The sequence below is a fragment of the Sphingosinicella sp. genome (assembly GCF_052388015.1).
In the GTDB taxonomy this organism is placed as follows: domain Bacteria; phylum Pseudomonadota; class Alphaproteobacteria; order Sphingomonadales; family Sphingomonadaceae; genus Allosphingosinicella.
In genome coordinates, this window is sequence record NZ_JBQTIN010000124.1 from 1 (window position 1) to 25468 (window position 25468).

A 25468-nucleotide genomic window follows, 5' to 3' on the forward strand; every position below is an offset into this window, starting at 1 on the left:
ATGGGCGACGAAGCCGGGCCCGAAGAAACTCGACGCGCGGCCGTGGGTGCGGTCGAGATACTGGTCGACGAGGACGAAGCGGCCGGGCGCCAGTTCCTCGCGCAGCGAGCCCACCGCCGAGATGGCGATGAGGTCGGTGCAGCCAGCCCGCTTCAACGCGTCCACATTGGCGCGATAGTTGATCTCGCTCGGCGGCAGCCGATGGCCGCGGCCATGGCGCGGCAGGAAGACGAACTTCACGCCCGCGATCCGGCCGATCAGCAATTCGTCCGCCGGCCGGCCCCACGGCGTATCGACGGCGATCCACAGCGCCTCCTCGAGCTCCGCCAGCTCGTACAGGCCGGAGCCGCCGATAACGCCGATCGTCCATTCGCTCATGCTTCGTCATTGCGAGGAGCGAAGCGACGAAGCAATCCAGCTTGTCTCGCAATCGTGCTGGATTGCTTCGCTCCGCTCGCAATGACGGTGGCGGGTCACTGGCAAGGCGGTTAGCCTCAACCCATGGCGCAGGGACCATGGCAGCGGCGAAGCGCACTCTGGGCGGGTCGCATCCTCGGCGGCCTGATCGCCATCCCCTTGCTCTATTTCGCCGCCGCTTTGTTCCTCGGCCTGATCCCGGCCAACGCCGCCTGGCGGCAGGCGGAGAGCGGGATCGCGATCTTCGTGCGCACCAACGGCGTCCACACCTGGATCCTGATGCCGAAGACCAACGATTATATGGACTGGCGGCCGTTCATCCCCGGCGGCCATGTCCGCGATCCGCGCTGGGACGCCGCCAATTATGCCGCTTTCGGCTATGGCGAGCGCGAGGTCTATCTCAACACGCCGACCTGGGGCGACCTTTCGATCGCCTCGGCGACCCGGGCCGCGTTCGGCGGCGGCGATCCGCTGGTCCATGTCGAGCATGTCCATGATCCGCAGGTCGATGCCGACACGCGCCGGATCGTGCTCAGGCCGGACGAATATCGCCGCCTCACCACCTTCGTCGCCGCCCGCTTCCGCCGCGACACGGGCGGGCGGACGATGCCGGTCCCTGGCCGCGGATATCGCGACAACGACATCTTCTACGAAGCGAACGGCGGCTACAGCGCAATCCTCACCTGCAACGAATGGACCGGCCGCGCGCTGCGCACCGCTGGCGTCCGCACCGGCCTCTGGACCCCGCTTGAGCAGAGCATCATGTGGCGTCTCGATTGATGCGCCCAGTTGCGCTAGGACCATGAGGACAGGAACAGGGGACGCATGATGGCGAAGATACTCGGCAATTTCCGTCTCGCGCTGCTGATCGGCATCGTGCTGCTGGTCGCGGTCATGGTGGGGCTGCACCGCGGCATGATGGACGCAGCCTATTGGATGCAGTTCAGCCGCTTCCTGCACGTCTTCGTCGGCATCCTCTGGATCGGGTTGCTTTATTACTTCAACTTCGTCCAGATCCCGACCATGCCGAGCGTACCGGCCGAACTGAAGCCGGGCGTCACCAAATATATCGCCCCGGTCGCCTTGTTCTGGTTCCGCTACGCCGCCTTGGTGACGGTGCTGGTCGGCCTGATCCTCGCCGAGCTGATCGCGCCCGGCTACCTCAGGGACGCGCTGATGCTGAAGCAGCCGCGCACGACGATCGGCATCGGCATGTGGCTCGGGCTCATCATGGCGGCGAACGTCTGGTTCATCATCTGGCCGAACCAGAAGAAGGCGCTCGGCATCGTTCAGGTCGAGGACGACGTGAAGGCCCGCGCCGCCTCGACCGCGATGATGGCGAGCCGCACCAACCTCATCCTGTCGCTGCCGATGCTCTATTGCATGATCGCGGGCGCCCATATCGGCTGAGCGGTCGGCGCTAGCGGAGCCGGCGCGATGAACTGGCTCGAATGGGTGGCCGCCGGACTCGGCGTCGTAAACGTCGCGCTCGTCGTCCGGCGCAGCGTGTGGAACTACCCGTTCGGTCTCGCCATGGTGTCGCTCTACTTCGTCGTCTTCACCGAGGCGCGGCTCTACAGCGACGCGCTGCTTCAGATCTTCTTCTTCGTGGTCCAGCTGTACGGCTGGCGGAACTGGGTGCGGGCGAAGGCAGCGGCCGGTGAGGTGCCGGTCGCGGTGATGGGCGGGAGGGAGCGGATCGTCTGGGTGATCGCGACCCTTGCCGCGAGTCTCGCCTGGGGCACGGGGATGGCGCGCTTCACCGATGCCGCCGCGCCGATCGTCGATGCCGGGGTCGCCGGCTTCAGCATCGCCGCGCAAATCCTTATGGCCCGGCGGCGGCTTGAGAACTGGATCGTCTGGATCGGCGTCGATGTCGTCGCGATCGGCCTTTATGCGAGCCGCGGCCTCGCCTTGACGGCGGGTCTCTATTTTCTGTTCCTGCTGCTTGCGACGGTCGGCTTCTTCGAATGGCGGCGGGCGCTCCGCGCGCAACAGGCGACGGCGTGACGCGCGGCTTCGTCCTCGGCAAGTTCATGCCGCCGCATGCCGGCCATGTGCACCTGATCGAGACGGCGCGGCGCCTGGTCGACCAGCTCACGGTCCTCGTCTGCTGGCTGCCCGACGACCCGATTCCGGGTCCGCAGCGCCTGCAATGGATGAGCGAGCTGTTCCCCGATTGCCGGGTGATCGGCCATGACGCGGTCGTTCCCCAGGCGCCGGAGGATCATCCCGATTTCTGGCCGATCTGGCGCGACATCGTGAAGGCGGCCCACCCCGAGCCGATCGATCGCCTGTTCGCCGGCGAAGTCTATGGCCAGCGGCTGGCGGCGGAGGTCGGCGCGACGGAATTCATCCTCGTTGGCCCGCGCCTGTTTCCTGATGTCTCCGGCGCGGCGGTCCGCGCTGAGCCATGGACGCATTGGGATGTGTTGCCCACGCCGGTGCGACCGCACTTTGCGCGCAAAATCTGCCTTCACGGGCCGGAGAGCACCGGCAAGTCGGTGCTGGCGCCCAGGCTCGCGCGGCATTTCGACACGCTCTGGGTGCCCGAATATGGCCGCGTCCATTGCGCGCTGAACGGGCTCGATCTCGACGCCGCCGGCCTCACCCTGATCGCCGACACGCAGCGGGCGATGACCGAAGCGGCGCGCCCCTGGTGCAACCGGCGGCTGATCGTCGACACCGACGCGCTCACCACCGCCGCCTGGTCGATCATGCTGCTCGGTGAGGCGCCGGCGACGATCCCGCTGAGGCCCGATGCCGACCATTATCTGCTGTTCGACGTGGATGTGCCCTGGGCGGACGACGGCACCCGCTATTTCCCCGCCGCCGCCGACCGGCGCCGCTTCATGGTCGCATGCGAGGAGGTGCTGGCGCGCGCCGGCGCGCGCTGGACGTTGATCTCGGGGGCGTGGGAGGAAAGGTTCGACAAGGCGGTCGCCGCGATCGAGGCGATCGACGCACCTTAGGACGGATCAGACGGGCTCGGCCTCTTTCGGGGCCCGCATCGGCAGCGCCCAGCGGATCTGCTCGCGCAAGCGCCGCTCCTGCTCTTCGAGGCCATGGCGATGCGCCTCGGCCCGCTTTCTCAGCAGCGCCGCCAGGATCGTCTCACGGTTGCGCGGAGCCCCGGCGCGCCCTCTCGCCACCGCGCGCGACAGCATGAAGGAAAGGTCGGCCATGCACCGGCCTCTGCGCGTCGCGGGCTAAGGAATCGTAAATGGCGCGCCCGGCAGGATTCGAACCTGCGACCCCAAGCTTAGAAGGCTCGTGCTCTGTCCAACTGAGCTACGGGCGCGTGGGGCTTCGTGTAGCGCGAAAGGCGGAGCGGGAAAACGCGTTCCCGCCCCGCGCTCTTTCGTGTGCTTCGCCCGAGGGCGAAAGACTGGGTCAGCCGCGGCCGTTGCCGACCGGATCCGACGGATCCGAATCGGTGATGCCGGTGCGGCGACGGCCACGCCCGCGGCCGACCGGATCGCCAGGATCTCGATCGGTGATACCGCTGCGGCGGCGACGGCGGCGCGTGCACCAGCGGCCCCGCCCGACCGGATCGGAAGGATCGCGATCGGTGCAGCGCGGCCGGCGACGGCACCAGCGGCCCCGGCCCCCGGGGTCAGTGGGATCGCGGTCGGTGCAGACCTGGGCTTCGGCAGGGGTAGCCCCGCCGACGATGGCGATGGCGCCGATCGCCGCGCCTCCGAGAACCCGGCCCAAGAACGAACGCCGGGATACTTTCCGAACTTCGTCACTCATAGCGCTTCTCCCCGCGACACTGGGCTGCCTGAAACAGCCAAGGCGCAGACAAGTTATGCCGTTAATGCAACGATTGACGCAAGGATTAATGCGTGGCGATTGCGCGGCGAATCGCGGCATCCGAGAGGCGGAAAAATGACGGGCGGCGAGCGGGTTCGGGCGGTGGAGGCGGCAACGCTGGCCGGTAGGCCGCTGCGCGCCTTAGATTTCGTGATGGCGGCGTTCGTCACCATCCTGCTCCTCTCCAACGTCCTCGGCGCCGGCAAGGTAGCGACAGTCGATCTGCCCGGCGTCGGCGCCTGGCCGTTCGGCGCCGGCATCCTCTTCTTCCCGGTCTCCTACGTGCTCGGCGACGTGCTGACCGAGGTTTACGGTTATGCCCGCGCCCGGCGCTGCATCTGGGCGGGGTTTTGCGCGCTCTTGTTCATGGCCTTCATGGCCTGGGTGGTCGTCGCGCTGCCGCCGGCGGCGAGCTGGACCGGGCAGGCGGCCTATGAGCAGGTGTTCGGCCAGGTGCCGCGGATCGTCTTCGCCAGCATCATCGCCTTCTGGGCCGGCGAGTTCGTGAATAGCTACGTGCTGGCGCGGATGAAGGTCTGGACGCGTGGCCGCCACCTCTGGACCCGCACGATCGGCTCGACGATCGTCGGCCAGGGCGTCGACAGCCTGATCTTCTATCCGCTCGCTTTCTACGGCGTCTGGGAGAGCGGGACGCTGCTCATCGTGCTGCTCACCCAATGGGCGCTGAAGGTCGGCTGGGAAATATTGCTGACGCCGGTCACCTATGCCGCGGTCGGCTGGCTCAAGCGCCGAGAAGGCGTCGACGTCTATGATGAGGAGACGAACTTCACGCCGTTCCGCGCGGAGGTTTAGCGCGGCCCTTGCCCAACGTGGTGAAAGCGATGGCCGCCGAGGCCAGCGCCAGCGCGGCGAAGGCCAGCGCCGCGCCGTGAAAGGCGCCGACCAGCGCCTGGTCCTGGCGGGAGAGAACGAAGCCGAGCAAGGCGATCGCGATCAGGCCGCCGGTGCGCGCGACGGCGCTGTTGAGGCCCGACGCGGTGCCGGCATGGCTGTCCTCGACCGAGGACAGCACCGCGGTCGTGAGCGGGGCCACCGCGATCGCCATGCCGGCCGAGATCAGAAGAAGGGGGGGCAGGACCGTCGTCCAGTAATCGCCCTCCGCGCCGATCCGCACCGCCAGCGCGAAGCCGGCCGCGACGAGCAGCGGGCCAATGGCGAGCGGCCAGCGCGGGCCGATCCGTGCCGCGATCCTGCCCATAGAGGGCGAGCCGAGGCCAATGATGATCGGCAGCGGCAGCAGGGCGGCGCCGGCCGTGGTCGGCGAATAGCCGCCCGCTTCGATCAGCACATAAGGCAAGAGCAGCATCAGGCCGCCGAGCGCGCCGTAGAGCAGGAAGGTGAACAAGGTCAGGCCGACGAAGGCGAGCGAGCCGAACATCGCCAGCGGCACCATCGCATGAGCGCCGCGCCGTCGCTCGACAAACAGGAAAGCGAGGCTCAGCGCGATGCCGGCGGCGAGCGCCGCGCCATCGACGAGGCCCAGCCGCCCGCGCGCCGACCAGGCGGTGAGACCCCAGGTCAGCGCGCCAAGGCCGATCGTGGCGAGCACGGCGCCCGCCCAATCCGGATCGGGCCGCTCCGGATTGCCGCTTTCGGGAACATAGCGCCAGCCGAGCGCGATCGCGGCGGCGGCGATCGGCACGTTGAGCAGGAAGATGAACGGCCAGCCGATCCCGTCGATCAGCCAGCCGCCGAGCATCGGCGCCACCGCGCCGGCGATCGCGCCAACCGCCGCCCAGGTCCCGACCGCGCGGCCGCGCGCCTCGCCGGTGAAGGACGCGCTCAGCGTCGCGAGGCTGTTGGGCAGCAGCATCGCCGCGCCCAGACCCTGGAGCGCGCGGGCGGCAAGGAAGATCTCCAGGCTGGGCGCCGCCGCGCACAGCACGGACGCGGCGGTGAACAGGGCGATGCCCCACAGCATCACCCGCTTGCGCCCGAACAGGTCGCCCGCCGCGCCGCCGATCAGCAGCAGGGCCGACAAGGGCAAAGTGAAGGCGTTGAGCACCCATTGCGCCTCGGCGGTCGTGGCGCCGAACGCCGTCCGGATCGCCGGCAGCGCGACGTTGAGCACCGAGCCGTCGATGAAGGCGAGGCTCGAGGCGAGGATGCAGGTGGCGAGGATCAGGCGGGGATGAGGCGCTTCCGTTCGCGCCGCGTCCGGCGGCGCCGCGCCGTCGCATGGGCCGGGAAGGGCGGTGCTCATCGGGCGCGCCTAGAACCCGGCGAAGTTCGCGTCGAGCCTTCGTCGCGTGGCCGCCTCAAGAATAGCTCCAGCGAAGGATGAGCCAGACGAGCAGGATCAGCATCGCCCAGGCTGCCAGCACGAGCGACACGCCGGCCCAGCTGACCGGCCGGCGCGCGGCCGCTTCGGCCGTCGCGCGATGCTCGGCCATCAGCTCCGGCGGCACGAGACGCGTCACGAGCCAGAGGCCGGCGGGAATCAGGATCGCGTCGTCGAGCAGCCCGATCACCGGGATGAAATCGGGGATCAGATCGATCGGCGACAGCGCATAAGCGGCGATCAGCAGCGCCAGCGCCCGTGCCGTCCACGGCACGCGCGGATCGCGCGCAGCGAGCCAGACGGCGTGCGCGCTGACCCGCAGTCTCTCGACCAGAGCGGGCGAGCGCCCGCTCAAAGCACCTCGAACAGCCCCGCCGCGCCCATGCCGCCGCCGACGCACATCGTGACGACGACATATCTGGCGCCACGGCGCTTGCCCTCGATCAGCGCGTGGCCGGTGAGACGTGCACCTGACATGCCATAGGGGTGGCCGATCGAGATCGCGCCGCCGTTGACGTTGAGCTTGTCGTTCGGGATGCCGAGCGTGTCGCGGCAGTAGATGACCTGGACGGCGAACGCCTCGTTCAGCTCCCACAGGCCGATGTCGCCGACCGTGAGGCCGAACCGGTCGAGCAGCTTCGGCACCGCGAAGACCGGGCCGATGCCCATCTCGTCCGGCTCGGTGCCCGCCACCGCCATGCCGACATATTTGCCGAGCGGTGCCAGGCCGCGCTCGGCGGCGAGGCCGGCCTCCATCACCACGCAGGCCGAGGCGCCGTCGGAAAGCTGGCTGGCATTGCCGGCGGTGATCGTCGCCTCCGGCCCCATCACCGGCTGCAGCGACGATAGTCCTTCCAGCGTCGTTTCCGGCCGGTTGCCCTCGTCCTTGGTGATCGTCACCTGATGCTTGCTGACCTCGCCGGTCGCCTTGTCCTTGACCGACATGGTGGCGTCGCAGGCAATGATCTCGTCGTCGAACTTGCCGGCCGCCTGGGCTGCGGCGGTGCGCTGCTGCGACTGAAGGGCATATTCGTCCATCGCGGCGCGGCCGATATTGTAGCGCTTCGCCACCACCTCGGCGGTGCCGATCATCGGCATGTAAACGTCCTTGTGCATCGCGATCAGCTCGGGATCGGCGCCGAGCCGCATCTCCGGCGTCTGCACCATCGAGATCGATTCGACGCCGCCGGCGACGCAGATCGGCATCCGATCGACGATCACCTGTTTCGCCGCCGTGGCGATCGCCATCAGGCCTGAGGCGCATTGGCGGTCGATCGACATGCCGGCGACGGTGACGGGAAGGCCGGCGCGGAGCGCGGCGGTGCGGCCGATCGTCGCCTGCACGCCCTGCTGAAGCGCGGCGCCGATGATCACGTCATCGACCTCGGCCGGGTCGACCTTGGCCCGCTCGACCGCGGCGCGGATCGCGTGCGCGGCGAGGGTGGGGGAGGGGGTGGCATTGAACCCGCCTTTATAGGCGCGGCCGATCGGCGTGCGGGCGGTGGAGACGATGACCGCTTCGCGATTGGCCATGATCCGGTCCTTTCATTCCCTCTCCCGCTTGCGGGAGAGGGCGGGGTGAGGGTCTTCCTTTAATTTGCGGAGTCAGTTGCCTCGCTGCGCTTGGCCCCTCACCCCTAACCCTCTCCCGCAAGCGGGAGAGGGGGGTATTCACGTGAAAACCATACCGATCCAGTCGGCGATCAAGGCGGGCTTGTCCTCGCCCTCGATCTCGACGGTGACATTATGCGTGAACTGATACTGGCCCGGCCGCTTCTCCTCGAAGGCGGCGAGGACGAAGCGGCCGCGCACACGTTTGCCGGAGCGGACCGGGGCAATGAAGCGAACTTTTTCGAAGCCGTAGTTGACGCCCATTTTTATCCCGTCCGGGCGCAGCATTGCGTCCGCCGCCATCCGGCTGAGCAGCGACAGCGTCAGGAAGCCGTGCGCGATCGTGCCGCCGAACGGCGTCTGCGCCGCGCGGACCGGATCGATATGGATGAATTGCGGGTCTTCGGTGACCTCGGCGAAGGCGTCGATCCGCGCCTGATCCATGGTCAGCCAGTCGGAGACGCCGACCTCCTGGCCAACCTTGTTCCTGATCTCGTCGAGGCTGGCGATGGGCATGGCTTTCGGTCTAGGGCCGCGCCGACAAGACTCAAGCCTCAAGAGGTTCCCTTACATGGCTGACGCTACGGCTTCGGCGCGCGCCCGCATTCGTGACCTTCTCCGTGCCCCCGAACCGGACGTGCTTGCGCCCCTGCTGCACGACGCGGCGCTCGACGCCGATTCGCGCGCCAGGGTTGAGCAGCGGGCCTTGGCGATGCTCGCCGATCTGCGCGAAGCGCAGTCGCGCGGCTGGGTGAACCAGTTCCTGCAGGAATATCGGTTGAACACGCAGGAGGGCGTGGCCTTGCTCTCCCTCGCCGAGGCGTTCCTGCGCGTGCCCGATCCGGATACCGCGGACAGCCTGATCTCGGACAAGCTCGGCGAGGGCGACTGGCGCAGCCACAAGGGCAAGGCGAACTCGACCCTGGTCAACACCGCGACCTGGGGTCTCGTCATCGGTCGCGCCCTGACCAGCGACAGCGAGAATGCCTCGGCGCTCCGCAAGCTCATCTCCCGCACCGGCGAGCCGTTCGTCCGCACCGGCGTCGGCGCCGCGATGCGGATGATGGGCGAGATTTTCGTGATGGGCCGCACCATCTCCGAAGCGATCGAGCGGATGGGCAAGCGCGAGAATCGCGGCTTCACCGCCAGCTTCGACATGCTGGGCGAGGCGGCGCGGACCTTCCCCGATGCCGACCGCTATTACGCCTCCTACGAGGATGCGATCCGCGCGGTGGGCAGGCAAGCGAGCCAGGGCCATTCGATCTCGGTGAAGCTCTCGGCGCTGCACCCGCGCTACGAGGTCGCGCAATATGATCGCTGCGTGCCGGCGCTGATCGGAAAGGTCGAGGCGCTGGCCACGCTGGCGGCATCCTTAAACATCCCCCTCACCATCGATGCCGAGGAAACCGAGCGGCTGGAGATGAGCCTCGACATCATCGGGGCGGTGGCGGGCCTGCCGGCGCTGAAGGGCTGGGACGGGCTCGGCATGGCGATCCAAGCCTATGGCAAGCGCGCCCGGCCGACCATCGCCTGGGCTAACTGCATCGGCAAGAAAACCGGCCGGCGGATTGCGGCACGGCTGGTGAAGGGCGCCTATTGGGATACGGAGATCAAGCGGACGCAGGAGCAGGGCCTTTCCGAATATCCCTTGTTCACCCGCAAGGCGGCGACCGATGTCTCCTATCTCGCCTGCGCAAAGGATATGCTTGAAGCTTCAAACATTTATCCGGCCTTTGCGACGCATAATGCACTCACCGTCGCAACCCTCTTGGAATGGGCCGGAAATTCCCGCGACTTCGAGTTTCAGCGGCTGCACGGCATGGGCGAGGGGCTCTATGAGGACCTGGTTCAGAACCAGGGCTATCATTGCCGCATCTACGCCCCGGTCGGCGGCCATCGCGACCTGCTCGCTTATCTCGTCCGCCGTCTGCTCGAGAATGGCGCCAACAGCTCCTTCGTCCACCAGCTTGCCGACGAGAATCTGACCGACGAGCAATTGCTCGCCGATCCCGTCGCCAAGATCGCCGCGGTCGGCGGCACCCGTCACCCGTCGATCGTCCTGCCCGAAAATCTGTTCGCGCCGGAGCGGAAGAACAGCGAGGGCATCGACCTCAACGACCAGCACGATCTGGCGCGGGTGGCCGCCGCGGTCGCAAGATCGCTCGACTTCGGACCGATCAGCACGCCGCCCGCCGAAGAACTGGTCACCCGGGCGCTCCGTGGCTTCTCCGACTGGTCGAAGCGCAGCGTCGAGGAACGCGCGGCGACGCTCGATCGGCTCGGCGACGCGCTGGAGCGCGAGCGTCCGATGCTGATGCGGATCGCGGTCAAGGAGGCCGGCAAGACGATCCCCGACGCGCTCGCCGAGGTGCGCGAGGCGGTCGATTTCTGCCACTACTACGCCGCGCAGGCGCGCAAGCATCTCGAGCCGCTGGAGCTTCCCGGGCCGACCGGCGAGCGCAATATGCTCAGGCTGGAAGGGCGCGGCGTCTTCGTCTGCATCGCGCCATGGAACTTCCCGCTCGCCATCTTCTTGGGCCAGGTCACGGCGGCGCTCGCGGCCGGCAATGCCGTGGTCGCCAAGCCCGCTTCGCAGACTCCCCAGATCGCCGCTTATGCGGTCGGCCTCGCGCATGAAGCCGGGGTTCCCGAGGATGCCCTGATCCTCGCCGCCGGCCGGCGTGACATGGGCCAGAAGCTGATGGAGGACACGCGCATCGCCGGCGTCGCCTTCACCGGCTCGACCGCCACCGCCAAGCATATCGCCCGCACCCTGATCGCCGACGATCACCGCCCGATCATCCCGCTGATCGCCGAAACCGGCGGGATCAACGCGATGATCGTCGATTCCACGGCGCTGCCCGAGCAGGTGGTGCAGGACGTCATCACCTCCGCCTTCCGCTCGGCCGGTCAGCGCTGCTCGGCGCTGCGGCTGCTGGTGCTGCAGGAGGATGTGGCGGAGCGGACGCTGGAGATGCTGACCGGCGCGATGGACACGCTCATCGTCGGTGATCCTTCCGACCCGCGCACCGATGTCGGCCCGGTGATCGACCAGCCGAGCTTCGACAAGTTGATGGGCCGGCGCGAGGCGATGAAGGACCGGATCGTCAAGACGATCCCGGCCCCGGCCGAAGGGCTGTTCGTGCCGCCGACCCTGATCCGTCTGGACCGGATCGAGGATCTGACCGAGGAGTGGTTCGGGCCGTTGCTCCACGTGACCACCTGGGAAGGCGGCAAGCTCGCCGAGACCGTGCGGCGCGTGAACGCATCCGGCTTCGGCCTCACCATGGGCCTGCACAGCCGCATCGCCCGCGCGGCCGAGACGGTCGAGGAGACCGGCACGGTCGGCAATCTCTACGTCAACCGTTCGATGATCGGCGCCATCGTCGGCTCGCAGCCGTTCGGCGGCGAGGGGCAGAGCGGCACCGGTCCCAAGGCCGGCGGCCCGCATTATCTGCCCCGCTTCTGCGCCGAGCGGGTGACCTCGACCGATACGACCAGCGCCGGCGGCAACGCGACCTTGCTCAGCCTTGAGGACGTGGGGTTCTAACTAGGTCTTCGGCGCTTCAGGATAGGGCATGATCAGCCTTCCATCCGGCGCGGCCGTGAAGGCGACCTGAGAGGGATAAGCGAACGCGATCCCGCGCTCGTCGAACGCCTTCAGGATGTCGAGGCCGATCGCGGCGCGCACCGCCGCGACCTCGTTCGGGTCGGCGCTCGGCACGTCGAACAACAGCTCGAAATCGAGGCTCGACGTGCCAAAGGCCAGAAAGGTGCAGCGGACTAGCTTCGCCCGATTGTCCTGCTCGACGATCGCGCGGACGATCTCCGGCACTTGGGCGAGGGTCTTCGGATCGGTCTGGTAGATGAGGCCGAACGGCAGCTGCACGCGCCGCCGGGCAACAAGGGCGAAATTGTGAACCTCCTTGTCGAGCAGGATCGCGTTGGAGACGACGACCTGCTGGCCTGAGTCCGAACGGATGCGGGTCGATTTGAGGCCGATCTCCTCGACATGGCCGGTGATGTCGGCGAAGCGGATCAGATCGCCACGGCGGAACGGCCGGTCGAAGATGATCGCCAGCGCCGCGAACAGATCCTTGAAGATGCCCTGCGCGGCGAGGCCGATGGCGATGCCGCCGATGCCCAAGCCGGCGATCAGGCCGGTGACGTTGACCCCCAGATTGTCGAGCACGACGACCAAAGCGACCGCGAAGATCGCGACGCTGACCAGCAGCCTGATGATCCCCATCGCGCTGCCCAGCCCGCTCGAATCCTCGTGCGCCCCGGCGCGATGCTCGATGACGCCGAGCGCCAGCTCGCGCACCCAGAGCGCGACCTGCAGCGCCGCGGCGACGATGAACGCGATCTGCGTAATTCGGCCCCAGGGCTCCGGCGCCTGGCCGACGCCGACGACGACCCGCGCCGCCAGCGCCAGCATGAACCACAGCCGCGTCCGCTCCAGCATCCGGCCGAAGACGGTCCGCCAATGGGTGTGCGTGGGGTCGGATCGGCAGAGGCGCAGGCCGATCCAGCGCGCGCCCATCAGCACGAGGACGATGGCGGTGCCGGCGGCGAGGCCCAGCAGGATTTGCAGGCTGTGGCTCGAGAACCAGGCGGTCGTGTCCGCCCACATCCGCGCAGTCTGGAGATCCAATGTGTCGGTGCGGTTCATCTGGCGGTCCGTTTTGGCGATTTACGCGCTGGCTTGTCGAGGAAGGCGATCAGGCCGCGTTCGGCGCCGGACAGATATTTGGTGCCCCTCGGGCAGGTCAACCCGCGCAGCGCCGCGCCCTTGTCGCGCTTCACCGCGTCGATCAGCGCCGGATGGACATAGGATTTGCGCGCGATGGCCGGTGTGTTGCCGAGTGCTTCGGCGACAGGCTCCAGCATCGCATCGAGGCTGACGCCGTTCTCGCCCGCGGCGCAGACCTGCTCGAACGCGATCGCGCTCGCGCCCCAGGTGCGGAAATGCTTGGCGGTGAAGTCCTCGCCGGTCGCGTCGCGGATATAGTCGTTGACGTCCTCGGAGCCGATCGGCTGCGGCTCGCCCCCTTCGTCGAGATATTGAAACAGGCGCTGGCGGGCAGGTCATGGCATTGCCGGACGATCCGGATCAGGCCTTTGTCGGTCAGGTCGATCTCGCGCTCGACGCCGCTCTTCGCCTTAAAACGCATCCTGACCTTCGGGCCGTTCACCTGGGCGTGGTGCGTGCGGAGCGTCGTCGCGCCGAAGCTCTTATTGTCCTTGGCGTAGCTCTCGTTGCCGACGCGCAGATATTCGCTGTCCATCAGCCGGACGATGGCGGCCGCGATCGTGTCCTTGCCGAGGCTGCGCTTCCTGAGGTCCGCCATCACCCGCTTGCGCAGCTTCGGCAGCGCGCGGCCGAAATCGGCGGTGCGGTCATATTTCGATTTGTCGCGCCGGGCGCGGAAGCCGGGGTGGTAGCGATATTGCTTGCGGCCTTTCTCGTCATAGCCCGTCGCTTGGATATGACCGTTGGCGTGGGGGCAGAACCAGGCGTCGCGATAAGCGGGCGGCAGGGCGATGGCGTTGAGCCGGTCGATCTCGTCCCGATCGGTGATGCGCTTTCCGTCGGCGTCGAAATATTGCCAGTAACGCCCGTTGCGCCGGCGTGCGATGCCCAGGGCGCTGTCGTCGCTGTGGCGCAGGCGGCCCCGGGTTTCGTCGCTCATCGCGCGGCTAAAGCGCGACGCTCCTGGTTCGTTCCCTCCAGCGTGACGAAAGGGCGGCGCATTTCGGCCCGCTCGCGCTGCTTCAGCCAGACGTCGAAGCCGATCTGCACCGCGACGATGAACCAGCCGAATGACTGGAAGGCGGTCTGCACGAAGGCGGAGCCGAGCATGTAGGTGAGCTGGAAATGCTGGAGCGCCGTCGCCAGCGGCGCGATCCACGGCTCGTCGTCGCGCTTGCGGTAGCGGCGGCGGATGATCTCCATCCGCACCAGCGAGATGATCTGGATCGCCAGGAAGATGAAGAGGCCAGGCCAGCCCTGCTCGCCCAGCATCTCGAAATAGGAGCTGTGCCAAGCGCGACCCTCGTCGGCCTGGGTCGTCGTGGCGACGGTCTGAAGCCCTTCGCCGCCGGCGACGCTCGTGGTCTGCACCTGGATCTGGTTCTGGCGATAGGCGCCGAAGCCGCCGCCGAACGGTCGTGACTGAACATATTCGAGCGTCCAGCCCCAGACGGCGAGGCGGGTGTTGGCGGATTCGTCGGCCTGATAGCCCTGGATCGTCTCCATCCGCTGGCTGAAGCTGGAGGGCAGGAAGGGGATGGCGGCGAGGCCGAGCGCACCGGCCGCGCCGACGAACAGCAGCCGCCGCGTCATGGTCATGTCGCGCAGCATCAGCAGGCCGAGCAAAGCGATGCAGAGCAGGCCGGTGCGCGCCTCGGTGCCGATCGGGATCAGCAGGCACGCGAAGACCAAAGCGTAGCAGAACAACTTCACCCGCCAATCGGAGGGGAAGATGGTACCGAAGCGCGCGAACCAGAGGATGATCGGGATCAGCGCGATCGCGACGGTCGAGATGATGCTGCTCTCATAGAGGCCGCTATTGTTGTCGACCATCAGGTTGAGGACGCCATAGCCGCCGCCGGCGAGCGCCGTCTTCATCCCGCCGACGATGATGATCGCGGCCGCCGAGAGGGTGAGGAAGAGCAGCACCGCCTCGATCCTGAGGCGGCTGCGCATCGTCAAGGGCAGGAAGATGGCGAAGGCGAGCGCCTTCCACGCCCAATCCCACTTCTCCGCCGCCTCGACCGGAAAGTCGGCATACATCGTCGTCACGCCGCAATAAGCGAGGAGGACGAGCATCAGCCCCTGCCGGACGGTGAAGGAAACGCCGTCTTTCTTCTCGAACAGCAGCCACGCGCCCATCGCCAGGACCGCGACGATCATCGAGATCGGGGCCGAGTTGAGCAAGAAATAGGACAGCCGCTGCGGCGAGACCGTGTCGACATAGATATAAGCGAGCACGAACAGGAACGGCCGCTTGAGGCCGAGCGCGAGCAAGGCGGCGAGGAAGCCGACGAGGGCGAGATCACGCATCGGCGCGGTCCGGCTTTGGCGGTTCCGGCGCCGGATCGTCGTTCAGATCGGCGCGCGACAGCAGCCGCCACGCTGCGAGCAGCATCAGGCCATGGGTCAGGCCGAGCGCGAAATGGTCGATCATCCAGGCTGCCTTTGGCCGCGCTTCACCGACAGGCGCTTAGCGGAGCGCGGTTGACGCGCCGTTAAGGGTGGCGGGGGCGCGGATGATTGGGCCGATCTTAACCAGCATCCGCTAGGCGCCCCGGCGTGGCCGGCCTCTTCCTCGCCTCGACCCGCGATCCCGCTTTCTGCGACCGCGCGATGGCCGCGGCGCGGGCGCAATTCCTGTTGCACGGCTTCTCCGGCCTGACCGAAATCGAGCGGCCCGGCTGGAAGCTTCTCCACGCGCCGCACATTATCGGCGGGCCGGAGAGCCTGCTCGTCTCGGGCGACGATGTCGTCGCGGTCGCGGGCACATTGGTTTGCGACGACAAGATGGGCCAGCCGGCGCTGGAGGCTTTGCTGTCGCTCGATTGGCCGAAGCCGGACTGGAGCCGGATCGGCGGCCATTTCGCCGGCTTGATCCACAAGGCCGGGCGGACCTTCCTGCTCACAGATTATTTCGCCGCCTTCCAGCTCTTCCACGACGCGAAGATGCGGCTCTTCTCGACCTCGCTGCTGAGCGCGGCAGGGGCGGTGGAGCGGCTGAGCTTCTCGGCCCAGGCGGTCTACGAATATGGCTTCAACGTCGTGCCGATCGGCGACGACACGGTCTTCGCGGAGCTGAAGACGCTGGGGCCGGACCGGCTCATCGAGCTGATCGAAAGCGGCCCCGTTTCGCATCCGCTCGCCAAGCCGCTGCCCGAAACCGCGATGGATATGCCGCTCGCCGAGCGAATCGAGTGCCAGCGCGCGGCCCTGACCGCGATCGTCCATCCTCATGTCGAGGGCTTTGGCGACCGCATCTTCTGTCCACTTTCCGGTGGGCTTGATTCGCGGCTGCTGTTGGCGCTGCTGCGCGAAGCCGGCGCGCGACCGAGCCTCTATGTCTATGGCGGTCCCGGCAGCGACGATGTCGCCGTAGCGAAGGCGATCGGCGCGGCGGAAGGTTTCGAGGTCGATTGGATCGACAAGAGCGCGCGGACCATCGAACCGGACCAATTCCCCGCGCAGGTCGAAAGCAATTTCCAGACCTATGACGCGCTGCCCAATTTCGGCGAGTTGTTCGAGAGCGGGGCCAATGCCGCCGCCCGCGCCGCCCGCCACCAAGGCGGGGCAATGTCGGCCTCCGGCGGCTGCGGCGAGATTTTCCGCAACTTCTTCTACCTGCCTGACCGGCGGCTGAGCGCCGCCACCGTCGCGCGGACCTTCTTCGCCCGCTACGCCAGGGGCGACCTGACCGAAGCCTTCGACGAGCAGGCCTTCCTCCGCGGCTTGGAGGACAAGATCCTCGCCGCGCTCGGGCGGGAAGGGGAGCGCGGTCCCCTGCCGCGCGGGCTGCTCGAGCAGATCTATCCCCGCGTCCGCTGCCGCCCCTTCTTCGGCCGCGAGATCAGCAACGAGGCGCGCTTCGGTGCCTATCTGATGCCCTTCCTCGATCATCGCGTCGTGACCGAGGCGATGACCTTGCCGCTCAATCTCAAGAATGCCGGCCGGTTCGAGGCGGCGTTGATCCATGCGATCGATCCGGCGCTGGCTGCACACCCCTCCGCCTACGGCCACAGCTTCGCCGAGCCACCTGGCCGGGCCCATCGCTGGAGCGAGTTTTCGAGCCGCATCCGCCCGACCTGGCTGCGCCAGCGGACCTATGCGATCCGCCGCCGGATGGGGTCGATGGCGGACGAGCATGGCGGCCTGCTGACGCCGGAATGGCTCGGCCGGGTGATCGATCTCGATTTCCCCGTCATGCGCCGCTTCTTCCGGCCGGAGGAGATCACCGACAGTTCCCTGCTCCGCCGCGTCGCCAATCTCGAATATCTCGCCCAGCGCCTCGGCTCGCGGCTCGCCCCCTAGTGCGTCTCGTGCGGGCGAATACCCTGCGCGAGCCGGTTGGCGCCGAGCCGTGCGGTCTCGCCGCTCCAGTTGCCGACGAAGGCGGTGGTCCAGCGGAAATCGGGGACGAGGCTGGCGGTGTTGTTCTCGATCACCAGGTTGGCGACCGAATGCTCCTGCTCCTCGGCCGAGACCGCGATCAGGGTGGAGTAATTCTCCTTGCCGGTCCCCTGAACGAAGGTGTTGCCGGCGATCCGCCCCGACGCGCCGTTGGGCAGATCGATATGGTAGTTCGTTTCACGGCCCTGGCTGTCGTCGAAGCTCGAATCGAGCACCTCGATCCGCGCCGCCCGGCTCTTCAGATAATGGCCTCCGGTGCCCCGTTCGAAGCGGCTGTTGGTGACGCTGAGGCTGCCATAGTCGCCGATATAGAGCGCGTGCGCGCCGTTGCCGTCCGGGTGACGGCCGAGGCCGCTGAAGGTCGACCGGTCGATCGTGATCCGGCTGTTCGGATCGTTGGCGGAGAGGATGCCGCACTGGCCGTCGACGAACATCGTCTCGGACACGGCAAGGTCGCCCTGCTCGATTCGGATACCAGCGCCGTTGCCGTCCGGCACACGCATGTTGGTGAAGATCAGCCCCTCGACCCGCGCCGAGCGGCCGCGCAGCACCAGCGCCGCCTTCTCCTCGCACATCACGCCGTCGAAGGTGACGGTGCCGGGTGTCGCGGCGGTGAAGGTGATCTGCCCCGCTTCCTGGACCGCGCACTGACGGTAACGACCCGGCGCGATCCGGATCGTGCCCTGTCCGTCGCCGATCGCCGCCACCGCCTCGGCGAGCGAGGAATAACCGGCGCCGGTTTCGGTAACAGTGAAGGGCGCGGAGGGCGCGGGCTGCCCCGTCACCGTTCCGGTCAGGGCCAGCGTGAGGCCCAAAGCGAGCGCGATGCGTCTGATCATGGCGCGCGAGATACGCCTCGCGCGGTCGCCGGAGAAGGCGGTTGAGGGGTCCTTAAGACTGTCGTGCCAAAGCGGCACGATGCGGGTGCTACATATTCTCGACCACAGCCTGCCGATGCACAGCGGCTACACCTTCCGTACCCGCGCGATCGTCAAGGCGCAGCTGGCGCGCGGCTGGGAAGTCGCCTGCCTGACGGGGCCACGCCAGGCCGATCCCGCCGGCGATCCCGAAATCGTCGATGGCATCACCTTCCATCGCACCCCGCCGCCGCCGCCGTCGCCCTCGCCGATCGCCGAATGGCGCGAGATCAGGGCATTGGAAGCGCGGCTCGATGCGCTCGTCCGCGAATGGCGGCCGGACCAGCTCCATGCTCATTCGCCGGTGCTGACCGCGCTTGGTGCGCTGCCGGTCGCGCGGCGGCACGGCATTCCGTTGCTCTACGAGATCCGCGCCTTCTGGGAGGATGCGGCGGTCGGCAACGGCACGGGAACGGAAGGCTCGGCGAAATACCGCCTGACCCGCCGGCTTGAGACCCATGTCGCGCACCAGGCGGACGCGGTGGCGGTGATCTGCGACGGGCTGCGCGACGATCTCGTCGCCCGCGGCGTGCCGGCCGACAAGATCATCGTCTCGCCCAACGGTGTCGATCTGGAGCTGTTCGGCAAGCCGGTTGCGCGCGACGCCGCTTTCGCCAGGCGCCTCGGGCTGAAGGATGCCGAAGTCGTCGGCTTCATCGGCTCCTTCTACGATTATGAGGGTCTCGATGACCTGATCGCCGCGATGCCCGCGCTCGCGGCGCGGCGGCCGAAGGCGCGGCTGCTGCTGGTCGGCGGCGGGCCAAAAGAAGAGGCGCTGCGGGCGCAAGCCGCGGCTTCGCCGGCCGCCGATCGCATCCTCTTCGCCGGCCGCGTCCCCCATCAGGAGGTCGAGCTTTATTATGCGCTGATCGACGTCCTCGCTTATCCGCGCAAGGCGATGCGGCTCACCGAACTCGTCACGCCATTGAAGCCCCTGGAGGCGATGGCGCAGGGCAAGCTGGTTGCCGCCTCCAATGTCGGCGGCCATCGCGAGCTGATCGCCGATGGCGTCACCGGCGTGCTCTTCCCGCCCGACGATCCCGAGGCGCTCGCCGCCGCGCTTGCCGATCTGTTCGATCGGCCCGGCGAGTGGGACGCGCGCCGTGCCGCCGCCCGCGCGTTCGTCGAACGCGAGCGTAACTGGGCGTCAAACATTTCCCGCTATTCCCCCGTCTACGAACGGCTCACCGGCAAGGCTTCATGATCTCTATGCGCCCCCTCGCGAATATTTTCGGCGGCCCGGAGCGCAGCGCGCTCGATCTGCCCGTGGCCGGCCTGGCGGCTCTCGCCGTCGCCTTTGCCGCCTTCACGATCCCCGACGCCTTGCTCGGCCGCGCCATCGAGGCGACGGGCTTGCCAGCGATCCTGAGCGCGGCGCAGCCGCCGCTCGGCACGACCGCAAGGCTGCTGCTCGCGCTGTCCGGCGCGCTCTCCGCCTTCGCCGTCACCTTCGCCTTGCTGCGCTGGCTGGATCGTTTCGCCAGCCGGCCGCCAGCGCTGGTTCTGGACGAGGCCGCGCCCGCTCCGGCGGTGCCGCGCATCCGCAAGGCCGACGCCCATCCCGACGCGCCGCCCTGCCGTCCGATCTCCGCCGCGCGCGACCTCGGCGAGCCAGCGCCGCCGTCGCGCCCGGTCGCACCTGCCCAGACTATCGCAGAAGCGGCGGCTGCGCCGGTTGTTCAACCGCCGCTCGCCGCCGCGCCGTCAGCGAGCCTGACCGACCTGATGGCGCGGCTCGAACGCGGCTTGGCCAAGCGCGAAGGCGCGGAGCCGGTGCGTCCGTCCAGGCCGGACATGCCGCCGCCCGCACCCTCCAACGATCGGCTGCAGAGCGCGATCGAGGGCCTGAGAGCGCTTTCCGCCCGCGCCTAATCCGCGACTACGGTCAGCGCTTCCACCGTCAGCAGCATATCATCGCCGTCGCGCGCCATGTCGGCTGCGGCGATGTCGATCAGGATGTGACCAGGAAGGTCGAACTCGCGCTCGGCGAGATCCGCGAGCAAGGCACATCCTGACGAGTCCGACAGCCGCAACCGCAGTTCGTGCCGCGTGCCGCTGAAGGTCGCGCTCGCCCAAGGATGGCTCCGAATGTTCTCAATGGTCGCGGTGACGCCCTCGGCCGCGAGCAGGGAGACAAGGGCGCGGCGCAGCGCCGCCTCGGCTTTCATGCCCGCGCCTCCGCTCGGTCGAGCCAGGCATGGATGCGGGCGGCGGTGGCCGGGCGCGGCCGGCGGCCGTTGCGCAGGTCGAAGACGAAGCGCGGATCGTGGGTCGCGGCGCGGCTGAACGTGGTCGGCGCGGTCTCCGTGTGCGCCAGATAAAGTTCGATCCTGCCCAGCAACTGCATCGTCCGACTCCGAATCGATATTCCCGTTATGTTCTTGACTAGGAAAAATCCTAGATGTAGGAAAACGAAATGTCGGACGACCGCCCGCGGGCCGCGCTGGAGGCATTGGTCAAGGAGCGGCGCAGCGATTGCGCGGCGCTGTCGCGACTGCTCGGCCGCAACCCGGCCTATGTGCATCAATTTCTGTATCGTGGCAGCCCGAAGCGATTGGCGGAGCAAGACCGGCGGCTGCTCGCGGAATTCTTCGGCGTCGATGAGGAAATGCTGGGCGCGCCGCCGCGCGATCGGCCGGTCGATCGGCTGGTTCCCGTCGGCCGGCTCGATCTGCGCGCGGCGGCCGGGGCAGGGGCGTTCGCGGAAGGCGAACAGCCGATCGCCCATATCGCCTTCGATCCCGGCTGGCTGAGAAGGGTGGCGCGCGGCCGGCCGGAGCAGCTCGCCTTGATCCGGGTCGCCGGCGATTCGATGGCGCCGACGCTCGATGACGGCGACGATATCCTCGTCGATCGCGGCGACGGCGCGGAGCGCTTGCGCGACGGAATCTATGTGTTGCGGCGGGATGAGGCGCTGGTCGTCAAGCGGCTCATCCTTGGGGCGGGTGTGAGCAGGGTCACCATCCGCAGCGACAATCCAGCCTGGCCCGACCTGCCGCCTTGCTCGCCTTCGGCGCTTGATGTCGTCGGCCGTGTCGTCTGGACGGGGCGCCGCCTCGCCTGAACGCCGCGGCCTTCCCTTCGCCCTTTTCCCGCCTACATCCGGGCACAAGGGAGCGCGCGATGAACGCGACGAACCAGCTTGCGACGCCGGAGCGCCAGGCCTTGTCCGACCGGTTGTTCCGGGTGGGCAAGAAACTGCGCCATCGCGTCAGCGCCCTCGTCGCCCGTTCGTCGAAGGTGGGCGACACGCCGCTCTACGATCCGTCGATTTTCCCCTGGATCGCGGAACTGGAGCGGCAATGGCCGGCGATCCGCGCCGAGCTTCAGGCCGTGCTCGATCATGAGGCGGCGATCCCCCCGCTTGCCGATATCTCGCCCGACCACCGCCGGATCGCCCCGCCCGGCAAATGGAAGAGCTTCTTCCTGCACGGCTACGGCTATCGGCTGGAGGAAAATCTGCGCCGCTGCCCGGCGACGGCGGCCGCGGTCGCGCGCATTCCGGGTCTCAACAGCGCCTTCTTCTCGATCCTCGCGCCCGGCGCGCACATTCCGCGCCACCGCGGCGTCACCAAGGCGATCCTGACCGCCCATCTCGGCCTCGTCGTGCCGCGTGCGGCGAAAAGCTGCCGGATGCAGGTGGCGGACCGGATCGTGCATTGGCGCGAGGGGCACACGCTCGTCTTCGACGACACCTTCCATCATGAGGTGTGGAACGACACCGACGAATGGCGCGCCGTGCTTCTGATCCAGTTTCGCCGCCCGGTCGGCCTCATCGGAAAGCTCGCCGGCGGCCTGTTCCTGTTCGGCGTCAAGCGCTCGCGCTTCGTCCAGGACGCACGCGTCGAGCTCGGCCGCTGGGAGGACGCGATGCAGCGGCTCGAACGAGCCGGCGACTAGCGGCGCCTGCGCTCGCCGACCCAGATCAGCGCCACGGCCGCCAACCCGACGCCAAGCCCGGCGAGGAACCCGATGCTCGGCTGCCCAAGCACGCTGCCGATCACCACGCCGCCCAGGATTCCGGCGGCGAGCAGCACGCCGCCGGCGCGGCGCGGCGGCGGGGGAGGGGCGGGATCGGTCATCGCCCGGCTCATGCCACCGCCGCCGCCCCGCCGCCAGCCCGCTTGGTTACCGTGCCGTTGAGCATTGGCGTTGAGCGCTTTGGCAAGAGCTGGGCCGCTAAACGGCTCGCACAGGATTAAAAAATCCGGGGAAAGCGTTGACCAATCATGTCCACCTGCCCGACCGCGCGGCGGCGACCGATGCCGCCGATCTCATCGCGCGGTTCGGTATCCACGCGGCCGACGAGGCCGCCAGCCGCGCCGCCGAAAGCCGGGTGCGCGGCAATGTCGTCCATTTTTGCCGCTGGCGGCAGATCGAGCGGATGATCCTCCTCTTGAGCACCGACGGCGCGCCGGGAACGATCCACTAGGATATCGCACCCAAGCCGTTAGTGATGCGGCATGGCAGCCGCTACCGACGATCCGTCCACGTCCCACCGTCTGCGCAACATCGTCGGCGGCTCGGCCGGCAATCTCGTCGAATGGTATGACTGGTATGTCTACACGGCGTTCGCGCTCTATTTCGCGCCGGTCTTCTTTCCCTCCGGAGATCGCACCACCCAGCTTTTGAACACCGCCGCGATCTTCGCGGTCGGCTTCGTGATGCGGCCGATCGGCGCCTGGGCGATGGGCATCTATGCCGACCGGCACGGGCGCAAGGCGGGGCTGAGCTTGAGCGTCAGCCTGATGTGCATGGGCTCGCTCATCATCGCCGCGGTGCCGACTCCGGCGACCATCGGCTGGCTCGCGCCGGCCATCCTCGTCTTCGCGCGGATGATGCAGGGCCTCAGCCTCGGCGGCGAATATGGGTCGAGCGCGACCTATCTGAGCGAGGTTGCCGGGCGGCAGCGGCGCGGCTTCTTTTCCAGCTTCCAATATGTGACCCTGATCGCCGGCCAGCTCGTCGCGTCGGTCGTCCTTCTCGTCCTTCAGTTCAGCATGTCGGAGGCGGACCTGGAGGCCTGGGGCTGGCGGATCCCGTTCGCGATCGGCGGCGTGCTGGCGCTGGTCGTCTTCTACATCCGCCGCCGGCTCACCGAGACGGAGAGCTTCGCCAACGCCAAGGCGTCGGACGCCCCTCGCTCCAGCACCGCCAACCTGTTCCGCAATCATCCGAAGGAAGCGCTACTGGTGATGGCGCTGACCGCCGGCGGTACCTTGGCCTTCTACGCCTACACGACCTACATGCAGAAATTCCTGGTCAACACCTCGGGCTTCGACCGGGAGACGGCGAGCCGGGTGATGACCGCAGCCTTGTTCGTCTTCATGTGCCTCCAGCCGCTCGCCGGGGCGCTGTCCGACCGGGTGGGCCGCAAGCCGGTAATGGTCGGCTTCGGCCTGCTCGGCGTGATCGGCACGGTGCCGCTCTTCACCGCGCTGGAGCGCGCGCAGAGCCCTTATGTCGCGTTCGCGCTGGTAATGGCGGCGCTGGTAATCGTCACCGGCTACACTTCGATCAACGCGGTGGTGAAGGCGGAGCTGTTCCCGACCCATATCCGCGCGCTCGGCGTGGCCTTGCCTTATGCGCTCGCCAACACCGCCTTCGGCGGCACCGCCGAATATGTCGCCCTCTGGCTCAAGGACGCCGGGATCGAGCGCGTCTTCTACTGGTATGTCACCGCGATGATCGGCCTCTCGCTGATCGTCTACTGGCGGATGCGCGACACAAAGCGCGAGAGCCGGATCCTGGAAGACTGAGCTTCCCGGACCCGGCCTCCCCCTCACTCAGGCGCTGTAATACATGTCGTATTCGACCGGGCTCGGCGTGGTCTCCCAGCGCAGCTGCTCCTCCCATTTCAGCTCCATGTAAGCGTCGATCTGGTCGTCGCTGAACACGTCGCCCTTGGTCAGGAAGGCGCGGTCGGCGTCGAGTGCGAGCAGGGCCTCGCGCAACGAACCGCAGACGGTCGGCACATTCTCAAGCTCGGCAGGCGGCAGATCGTAGAGGTTCTTGTCCATTGGATCGCCCGGATGAATCCGGTTCTGGATGCCGTCGAGGCCGGCCATCAGCAAAGCCGCATAAGCGAGATAGGGGTTGGCCATCGCGTCCGGGAAACGGAACTCGACCCGCTTCGCCTTCTCGCCGGTGCCGTAGGGGATGCGACAGGAGGCGGAGCGGTTGCGGCTCGAATAGGCCAGCAGCACCGGCGCCTCGAAGCCCGGGACGAGCCGCTTGTAGCTGTTCGTCGTCGGGTTGGTGAAGGCGTTCAGCGCCTTGGCGTGCCTGATGACGCCGCCGATGAAATAGAGCGCCATCTCGCTGAGGCCCGCATAGCCGTTGCCGGCGAAGAGCGGCTTGCCCTTCTTCCAGATCGACATGTGGGTGTGCATGCCGGAGCCGTTATCGGCCTTGATCGGCTTGGGCATGAAGGTCGCGGTCTTGCCATAGGCGTGGGCGACCTGGTGGACGACATATTTGTAGACCTGCATCCGGTCCGCGGTCTCGACCAGCTTGCCGAAGGTGAGGCCCAATTCGTGCTGCGCGGCGGCGACCTCGTGATGGTGCTTGTCCATCGGCAGGCCCATCTCGATCATCGTCGAGACCATCTCGCCGCGGATGTCGACGGCGCTGTCGACCGGCGCGACCGGGAAATAGCCGCCCTTGGCGCGCGGCCGGTGGCCGAGATTGCCGTTCTCATATTTGGTCGCGGTGTTGGTGGGGAACTCGATGTCGTCGATGACGAAGGTCGAGGCGGCGTAGCTGTCCTCGAAGCGGACGTCGTCGAACATGAAGAACTCGGCCTCTGGGCCGACATAGACGGTGTCGCCGACGCCGGTCGCCTGGAGATAGGCCTCGGCCCTTTTGGCGGTCGAGCGCGGGTCGCGGGCGTAGAGCTCGCCGGTGCCCGGATCGACGATGTCGCAGCAGATGACGAGCATCGGCGTCGCGCTGAACGGATCGGCATAGACCGCGTCGAGGTCTGGGCGGAGGATCATGTCGCTTTCGTTGATCGCCTTCCAGCCGGCGATCGAGCTGCCATCGAACATGAAGCCATCAGTCAACTGGTCCTCGTCGACCACGCCGGCGCACATCGACAAATGCTGCCACTTGCCCTTCGGGTCGGTGAATCGAAGATCGACCCACTCGATTTCCTCGTCCTTGATCCGCTTCAGGATCGCGCTCGCATTGTTTGCCATGATGCTCCCCGCTCGGTTGGTGCCGCCCGTTTCGAGTCGGGCGTTG

General features: G+C 67.7%; 28 protein-coding genes, 1 tRNA gene and 1 pseudogene. 13 read left to right on the top strand and 17 right to left on the bottom strand.

Annotated features, from left to right (window positions below; translation table 11 throughout):
• Nucleotides 1–378: phosphorylase family protein (locus ACT4N3_RS10400; RefSeq protein WP_444855151.1), on the bottom strand; the 378-nt coding region annotated here is incomplete at its 3' end.
• Between the two features lie 123 nt (nucleotides 379–501).
• Here ACT4N3_RS10400 and ACT4N3_RS10405 point away from each other — a divergent pair.
• From ACT4N3_RS10405 to ACT4N3_RS10420, 4 genes are read left to right on the top strand one after another with little or no spacing between them, the layout of a single operon-like run.
• Nucleotides 502–1197 carry a TIGR02117 family protein gene (locus ACT4N3_RS10405; RefSeq protein WP_444855152.1) on the top strand — a complete coding sequence of 232 codons (696 nt, stop codon included), beginning with the start codon at nucleotides 502–504 and terminating at the stop codon, nucleotides 1195–1197.
• Between the two features lie 48 nt (nucleotides 1198–1245).
• Nucleotides 1246–1827, top strand: coding sequence for a urate hydroxylase PuuD (locus tag ACT4N3_RS10410; RefSeq protein WP_444855153.1), 582 nt, complete (start codon nucleotides 1246–1248; stop codon nucleotides 1825–1827).
• A gap of 27 nt (nucleotides 1828–1854) precedes the next feature.
• Nucleotides 1855–2427 carry a nicotinamide riboside transporter PnuC gene (gene pnuC, locus ACT4N3_RS10415; RefSeq protein ID WP_444855154.1) on the top strand — a complete coding sequence of 191 codons (573 nt, stop codon included), beginning with the start codon at nucleotides 1855–1857 and terminating at the stop codon, nucleotides 2425–2427.
• Entirely contained in the window at nucleotides 2424–3389 is a 966-nt protein-coding gene (locus ACT4N3_RS10420; RefSeq protein WP_444855155.1) for an AAA family ATPase, read from the top strand. Before pnuC ends, ACT4N3_RS10420 begins: the two co-directional genes overlap by 4 nt.
• Before the next feature lie 6 nt (nucleotides 3390–3395).
• Here ACT4N3_RS10420 and ACT4N3_RS10425 read toward each other — a convergent pair whose 3' ends face one another.
• The 3 genes from ACT4N3_RS10425 to ACT4N3_RS10435 form a co-directional block, all read right to left on the bottom strand.
• On the bottom strand, nucleotides 3396–3602 hold the full coding sequence (locus ACT4N3_RS10425) for a hypothetical protein (RefSeq protein WP_444855156.1): 207 nt from the start codon (nucleotides 3600–3602) through the stop codon (nucleotides 3396–3398).
• A gap of 39 nt (nucleotides 3603–3641) precedes the next feature.
• Nucleotides 3642–3718 (bottom strand) — tRNA-Arg (locus tag ACT4N3_RS10430).
• Nucleotides 3719–3810: 92 nt separating this feature from the next.
• A complete protein-coding gene (locus tag ACT4N3_RS10435; protein ID WP_444855157.1) occupies nucleotides 3811–4173 on the bottom strand; it encodes a hypothetical protein in 363 nt (120 codons plus the stop codon).
• A 135-nt stretch (nucleotides 4174–4308) separates the two neighbouring features.
• Between ACT4N3_RS10435 and ACT4N3_RS10440 the strand changes: the two genes are divergently transcribed.
• Nucleotides 4309–5046: a queuosine precursor transporter gene (locus ACT4N3_RS10440; protein WP_444855158.1), complete on the top strand. Its 738-nt coding sequence runs from the start codon at nucleotides 4309–4311 to the stop codon at nucleotides 5044–5046.
• Here the strand turns inward: ACT4N3_RS10440 and ACT4N3_RS10445 are convergent.
• The 4 genes from ACT4N3_RS10445 to ACT4N3_RS10460 all read right to left on the bottom strand — a co-directional run bounded on the left by ACT4N3_RS10445 (nucleotide 5021) and on the right by ACT4N3_RS10460 (nucleotide 8662).
• A complete protein-coding gene (locus ACT4N3_RS10445) occupies nucleotides 5021–6457 on the bottom strand; it encodes an MFS transporter (protein ID WP_444855159.1) in 1437 nt (478 codons plus the stop codon). The two genes, ACT4N3_RS10440 and ACT4N3_RS10445, sit on opposite strands and share 26 nt — an antisense overlap.
• A gap of 55 nt (nucleotides 6458–6512) precedes the next feature.
• Nucleotides 6513–6890 (bottom strand): YkvA family protein, encoded by a 378-nt coding sequence (locus ACT4N3_RS10450; protein ID WP_444855160.1) that lies wholly within the window; start codon nucleotides 6888–6890, stop codon nucleotides 6513–6515.
• The gene (locus ACT4N3_RS10455; RefSeq protein ID WP_444855161.1) at nucleotides 6887–8068 is read right to left on the bottom strand and encodes an acetyl-CoA C-acyltransferase; all 1182 of its coding nucleotides are present in this window, start codon (nucleotides 8066–8068) and stop codon (nucleotides 6887–6889) included. The genes ACT4N3_RS10450 and ACT4N3_RS10455 overlap by 4 nt, the downstream gene beginning before the upstream one ends.
• A 138-nt stretch (nucleotides 8069–8206) precedes the next feature.
• Nucleotides 8207–8662, bottom strand: coding sequence for a MaoC family dehydratase (locus tag ACT4N3_RS10460; protein WP_444855162.1), 456 nt, complete (start codon nucleotides 8660–8662; stop codon nucleotides 8207–8209).
• A gap of 55 nt (nucleotides 8663–8717) precedes the next feature.
• On the opposite strand from ACT4N3_RS10460, the gene ACT4N3_RS10465 reads away from it, so the two are divergent.
• Complete coding sequence (locus ACT4N3_RS10465) at nucleotides 8718–11696, top strand: L-glutamate gamma-semialdehyde dehydrogenase (protein WP_444855163.1); 2979 nt, start codon at nucleotides 8718–8720, stop codon at nucleotides 11694–11696.
• Here the strand turns inward: ACT4N3_RS10465 and ACT4N3_RS10470 are convergent, their stop codons facing one another.
• The 4 genes and pseudogenes from ACT4N3_RS10470 to ACT4N3_RS10485 all read right to left on the bottom strand — a co-directional run bounded on the left by ACT4N3_RS10470 (nucleotide 11697) and on the right by ACT4N3_RS10485 (nucleotide 15336).
• Nucleotides 11697–12818, bottom strand: coding sequence for a mechanosensitive ion channel family protein (locus ACT4N3_RS10470; protein WP_444855164.1), 1122 nt, complete (start codon nucleotides 12816–12818; stop codon nucleotides 11697–11699). It lies immediately after the preceding gene.
• Nucleotides 12815–13839, bottom strand: a pseudogene (locus tag ACT4N3_RS10475) (DNA topoisomerase IB). The gene ACT4N3_RS10470 and the pseudogene ACT4N3_RS10475 overlap by 4 nt, the downstream one beginning before the upstream one ends.
• Entirely contained in the window at nucleotides 13836–15212 is a 1377-nt protein-coding gene (locus tag ACT4N3_RS10480; RefSeq protein ID WP_444855165.1) for a DUF5935 domain-containing protein, read from the bottom strand. Before ACT4N3_RS10480 ends, ACT4N3_RS10475 begins: the two are co-directional and overlap by 4 nt.
• Nucleotides 15205–15336, bottom strand: a complete 132-nt coding sequence (locus tag ACT4N3_RS10485; protein ID WP_444855166.1) for a hypothetical protein — start codon at nucleotides 15334–15336, stop codon at nucleotides 15205–15207. The genes ACT4N3_RS10480 and ACT4N3_RS10485 overlap by 8 nt, the downstream gene beginning before the upstream one ends.
• A 125-nt stretch (nucleotides 15337–15461) precedes the next feature.
• Between ACT4N3_RS10485 and ACT4N3_RS10490 the strand changes: the two genes are divergently transcribed.
• Entirely contained in the window at nucleotides 15462–17207 is a 1746-nt protein-coding gene (locus ACT4N3_RS10490) for a hypothetical protein (protein WP_444855167.1), read from the top strand.
• Here the strand turns inward: ACT4N3_RS10490 and ACT4N3_RS10495 are convergent.
• Nucleotides 17204–18145 (bottom strand): right-handed parallel beta-helix repeat-containing protein, encoded by a 942-nt coding sequence (locus ACT4N3_RS10495; protein ID WP_444855168.1) that lies wholly within the window; start codon nucleotides 18143–18145, stop codon nucleotides 17204–17206. The genes ACT4N3_RS10490 and ACT4N3_RS10495 overlap by 4 nt on opposite strands.
• 79 nt (nucleotides 18146–18224) lie before the next feature.
• On the opposite strand from ACT4N3_RS10495, the gene ACT4N3_RS10500 reads away from it, so the two are divergent.
• Entirely contained in the window at nucleotides 18225–19427 is a 1203-nt protein-coding gene (locus tag ACT4N3_RS10500) for a TIGR04063 family PEP-CTERM/XrtA system glycosyltransferase (protein WP_444855194.1), read from the top strand.
• Nucleotides 19428–19432: 5 nt separating this feature from the next.
• Nucleotides 19433–20095, top strand: a complete 663-nt coding sequence (locus ACT4N3_RS10505) for a hypothetical protein (RefSeq protein ID WP_444855169.1) — start codon at nucleotides 19433–19435, stop codon at nucleotides 20093–20095.
• On the opposite strand, the gene ACT4N3_RS10510 is transcribed toward ACT4N3_RS10505, so the two are convergent.
• Nucleotides 20092–20391 carry a hypothetical protein gene (locus ACT4N3_RS10510; RefSeq protein WP_444855170.1) on the bottom strand — a complete coding sequence of 100 codons (300 nt, stop codon included), beginning with the start codon at nucleotides 20389–20391 and terminating at the stop codon, nucleotides 20092–20094. The two genes, ACT4N3_RS10505 and ACT4N3_RS10510, sit on opposite strands and share 4 nt — an antisense overlap.
• On the bottom strand, nucleotides 20388–20570 hold the full coding sequence (locus ACT4N3_RS10515; RefSeq protein WP_444855171.1) for a hypothetical protein: 183 nt from the start codon (nucleotides 20568–20570) through the stop codon (nucleotides 20388–20390). The genes ACT4N3_RS10510 and ACT4N3_RS10515 overlap by 4 nt, the downstream gene beginning before the upstream one ends.
• A gap of 69 nt (nucleotides 20571–20639) precedes the next feature.
• On the opposite strand from ACT4N3_RS10515, the gene ACT4N3_RS10520 reads away from it, so the two are divergent.
• Nucleotides 20640–21287 carry a S24 family peptidase gene (locus ACT4N3_RS10520; protein ID WP_444855172.1) on the top strand — a complete coding sequence of 216 codons (648 nt, stop codon included), beginning with the start codon at nucleotides 20640–20642 and terminating at the stop codon, nucleotides 21285–21287.
• Between the two features lie 59 nt (nucleotides 21288–21346).
• Nucleotides 21347–22123: an aspartyl/asparaginyl beta-hydroxylase domain-containing protein gene (locus ACT4N3_RS10525; RefSeq protein ID WP_444855173.1), complete on the top strand. Its 777-nt coding sequence runs from the start codon at nucleotides 21347–21349 to the stop codon at nucleotides 22121–22123.
• On the opposite strand, the gene ACT4N3_RS10530 is transcribed toward ACT4N3_RS10525, so the two are convergent.
• Nucleotides 22120–22305 carry a hypothetical protein gene (locus tag ACT4N3_RS10530; RefSeq protein WP_444855174.1) on the bottom strand — a complete coding sequence of 62 codons (186 nt, stop codon included), beginning with the start codon at nucleotides 22303–22305 and terminating at the stop codon, nucleotides 22120–22122. The two genes, ACT4N3_RS10525 and ACT4N3_RS10530, sit on opposite strands and share 4 nt — an antisense overlap.
• A 137-nt stretch (nucleotides 22306–22442) precedes the next feature.
• Between ACT4N3_RS10530 and ACT4N3_RS10535 the strand changes: the two genes are divergently transcribed.
• A complete protein-coding gene (locus tag ACT4N3_RS10535; protein WP_444855175.1) occupies nucleotides 22443–22655 on the top strand; it encodes a hypothetical protein in 213 nt (70 codons plus the stop codon).
• 31 nt (nucleotides 22656–22686) lie between these two features.
• Nucleotides 22687–23982: an MFS transporter gene (locus tag ACT4N3_RS10540; protein WP_444855176.1), complete on the top strand. Its 1296-nt coding sequence runs from the start codon at nucleotides 22687–22689 to the stop codon at nucleotides 23980–23982.
• Between the two features lie 27 nt (nucleotides 23983–24009).
• Here ACT4N3_RS10540 and glnA read toward each other — a convergent pair whose 3' ends face one another.
• A complete protein-coding gene (glnA, locus tag ACT4N3_RS10545) occupies nucleotides 24010–25422 on the bottom strand; it encodes a type I glutamate--ammonia ligase (RefSeq protein WP_444855177.1) in 1413 nt (470 codons plus the stop codon).
• Nucleotides 25423–25468 lie beyond the last annotated feature (46 nt).